The organism is Aurantiacibacter odishensis (genome assembly GCF_003605195.1).
In the GTDB taxonomy this organism is placed as follows: domain Bacteria; phylum Pseudomonadota; class Alphaproteobacteria; order Sphingomonadales; family Sphingomonadaceae; genus Alteraurantiacibacter; species Alteraurantiacibacter odishensis.
This window is the reverse complement of the sequence record NZ_QYOS01000008.1, coordinates 1-3,654: the sequence shown is the minus strand read 5'-3', so window position 1 is coordinate 3,654 and position 3,654 is coordinate 1. Positions and strand designations below refer to the sequence as shown.

At 64.0% G+C, this 3,654-nt stretch carries 2 protein-coding genes; both read right to left on the bottom strand.

The genetic code is table 11. From position 1 onward, the window contains the following. On the bottom strand, positions 1-2,126 hold a 2,126-nt coding region (gene scpA / locus D4Q51_RS00105), incomplete at its 3' end, for a methylmalonyl-CoA mutase (RefSeq protein ID WP_120075320.1). Beyond that, the coding region (locus D4Q51_RS00100) for an acyl-CoA carboxylase subunit beta (RefSeq protein WP_240624490.1) at positions 2,123-3,654 on the bottom strand (1,532 nt) is incomplete at its 5' end. The genes scpA and D4Q51_RS00100, both read right to left, overlap by 4 nt.

Below are 3,654 nucleotides of genomic sequence, written 5' to 3'. Positions count from 1 at the left end.
TCGGCAGGCGGCATGTTGTGGCCGAGCAGCCTTAGCAGGTCTGCGGCTGCTTCCACCACGTTGGTGCCGGGGCCGTAGATACCCTGCACGCCGGCCTTTTTCAGGATGTCGTAGTCCGTCTGCGGGATTACGCCGCCTGCCACCACCTTGATATCGGCGCGGCCTGCATCCTTCAGGTGTTCGATCAGTTCCGGGATCAGCGTCTTGTGACCGGCGGCCAGCGATGATGCGCCCACGGCGTCCACCTCGTGCTCCAGCGCCATCTTCGCCGTTTCCTCGGGCGTCTGGAACAGCGGGCCGCTGATCACCTCGAACCCCATGTCGGCAAAGGCAGATGCGATCACGTTGGCGCCGCGATCGTGCCCGTCCTGACCCATCTTGGCGACGAGGATACGGGGCTTGTGATCAAGGCGGCGGCCCACGGCCTCCACCCCCTCCACCACCTGCGCGTAACGCGCGTCGCCTTCGTAGGCGCTGGAATAGACGCCCTTCACCGGCGTGGGGATCGTGTCGTAGCGACCGAAGGCCTTCTCCATCGCGGCGGAGATTTCGCCCAGTGTCGCATCGTGGCGCGCGGCTTCCACGGCCAGCGCAAGCAGGTTGTCGTTGCTTCGAGCACCTTCGACCAGCGCCTCGAGCGCCGCCTGGCAAGCGGCTTCGTCGCGGCCTTGGCGCACCTTCTCGATGCGGGCGACCTGCGATGCGCGGACCTTGTGGTTGTCGATATCGAGCGTATCGATCGGGTCTTCCTCGGCCTTGCGGTACTTGTTGACGCCGACGATCACCGTCTCGCCCTTGTCGACCTTGGCCTGCTTCTCGGCAGCGGCGGATTCGATCGCCGCCTTGGGCGCGCCGCTGGCGACGTAGGCGGTCATGCCGCCAGCCTCGTCGACTTCGGCCAGCAGTTCGCGGGCCTTGTCGGCGATCTGTTTCGTCAGCGCCTCGATATAGTAGCTGCCACCCAGCGGATCGGCGACGTTGCAGATGCCCGTCTCTTCCTGGATCACGAGCTGCGTGTTGCGCGCGATCCGGGCTGAGAAGTCGGTCGGCAGCGCAATGGCTTCGTCCAGCGCATTGGTGTGCAGCGACTGCGTGCCGCCCAGCACGGCAGAGAGCGCCTCCAGCGTCGTGCGGATCACGTTGTTGTAGGGGTCCTGCTCCTGCAGCGATACGCCCGAAGTCTGGCAGTGCGTGCGCAGCATCTTGGACTTCTCGTTCTTCGCGCCAAGCTCGGTCATCACCTCGTGCCACAGCAGGCGCGCGGCGCGCATCTTGGCGATCTCCATGAAGAAGTTCATGCCGATGCCCCAGAAGAACGACAGGCGCGGCGCAAAGGCGTCGATATCGAGCCCCGTTTCCATCGCGCGCTTGGCGTATTCCTTGCCGTCGGCAATGGTGAAGGCGAGTTCCTGCACCGCCGTCGCCCCTGCCTCGTGCATGTGATAGCCGCTGATCGAGATCGAGTTGAAGCGCGGCATGTGCGCAGATGTGTAGGCGATGATGTCCGACACGATCCGCATCGATGGCGCTGGCGGATAGATGTAGGTGTTGCGGACCATGAACTCCTTCAGGATGTCGTTCTGGATGGTGCCGCTGAGCTTTTCCTGGCTGACCCCCTGCCGCTCTGCCGCCACGATGTAAAACGCCATGACCGGGATCACTGCCCCGTTCATGGTCATCGATACGCTCATTTCTTCCAATGGGATCTGATCGAACAGGATCTCCATGTCGCGCACGGTATCGATGGCGACACCCGCCTTGCCCACGTCGCCGCGCACGCGCGGGTGATCCGAATCGTAACCGCGATGCGTGGCAAGGTCGAAAGCGACCGAGAGGCCTTTCTGACCCATCGCCAGGTTACGGCGATAAAAGGCGTTCGATTCCTCCGCCGTCGAAAAGCCCGCATACTGCCGGATCGTCCAGGGGCGGCCCGTGTACATGCTGGCATAGGGCCCGCGCGTATAAGGCGCGAAGCCGGGCAGGCCGGGGTCCAGTCCCTCCGCATCCTCAGCCGTGTACAGCGGCTGCACGTCGATGCCTTCCGGCGTGTGCCACGTGAGGTCGCGACCTTTGACTTCCTTCGAGACACGATCGCTCCAGGCTGGCTTGGTAGGTTTGTCGGTCATAGCGGCAAATTATCGTGCTTCTTCCACGGGTTCTCGAGGCTTTTGCCTGCCAGCTTGCGCAAGCCCAGCGCGATGCGGCGGCGGGTCGAGTGTGGGTAGATCACCTCGTCGATGTAGCCACGGCTGGCCGCCACGAAGGGGTTGGCAAAGCGGTCTTCGTATTCCTTCGTCTTCTCGGCGATCTTGTCCGGGTTGTCGCGGTCCTGCCGGAAGATGATCTCCACTGCACCCTTCGCGCCCATCACGGCGATCTCTGCCGTGGGCCAGGCGTAGTTGAGATCGCCGCGCAGGTGCTTCGATGCCATCACGTCGTAGGCGCCGCCGTACGCTTTGCGGGTGATCACGGTGATCTTGGGCACGGTCGCCTCGGCATAGGCGAACAACAGCTTTGCGCCGTGCTTGATGATGCCGTTGTGTTCCTGGCTGGTGCCGGGGAGGAAGCCGGGCACGTCCACGAAGGTCACGATCGGGATGCTGAACGCATCGCAGAAGCGCACGAAGCGCGCGGCCTTGCGGCTGGCGTCGATATCCAGAACGCCCGCCAGCACCATCGGCTGGTTGGCGACGAAGCCCACGGGCTTGCCCTCGATCCGGCCGAAGCCGGTGATGATGTTCGCACCGTGCTTGGGCTGGATTTCGAAGAAATTGCCGTCGTCCACCACTTTGCGGATCAGCTCGTGCATGTCGTAGGGCATGTTGGAGCTGGCCGGGATCAGCGTGTCGAGGCTGTCCTCGCGCCGGTCCCACGGATCGTCTGTCGGCAGTTCGGGCAGCGGATCGCGGTTGCTCTCGGGCACGAAGCCGATCAGTTCGCGCGCGGCCAGCAGCGCCTCGATGTCGTTCTCCAGCGCAAGGTCGGCAACGCTCGTCTTGGTGGTGTGCACCACCGCGCCGCCGAGGTCCTCCTGCGTCACTTCCTCGTTGGTGACGGTCTTCACCACGTCCGGCCCCGTCACGAACATGTAGGAGCTGTCCTTCACCATGAAGATGAAGTCGGTCATGGCCGGCGAATAGACCGCCCCGCCCGCGCACGGCCCCATGATGAGGCTGAGCTGCGGGATGACGCCCGATGCCAGCACGTTCTTCTGAAACACCTCGGCATAGCCGCCAAGGCTGGCCACGCCTTCCTGGATGCGCGCACCGCCGGAATCGTTCAGCCCGATCACCGGCGCGCCGACTTTCATGGCGTTGTCCATCACCTTGCAGATCTTCTCCGCGTGCCGCTTCGACAGACTGCCGCCGAACACGGTGAAATCCTGGCTGAAGACATAGACCAGTCGCCCGTTGATGGTGCCGCTGCCGGTCACCACCCCGTCGCCCGGTATCTTCTGGTCCTGCATCCCGAAATCGACGCAGTCGTGCTCGACGTAGGTATCGAGTTCCTCGAAGCTGCCTTCGTCCAGCAGCACGTCGAGCCGTTCGCGCGCGGTCAGCTTGCCCTTGGCGTGCTGCGCGTCGATGCGCTTCTGGCCCCCGCCCATGCGAGCAGCTTCACGGCGGCGTTCCATTTCGGCGATATTGGCGGACA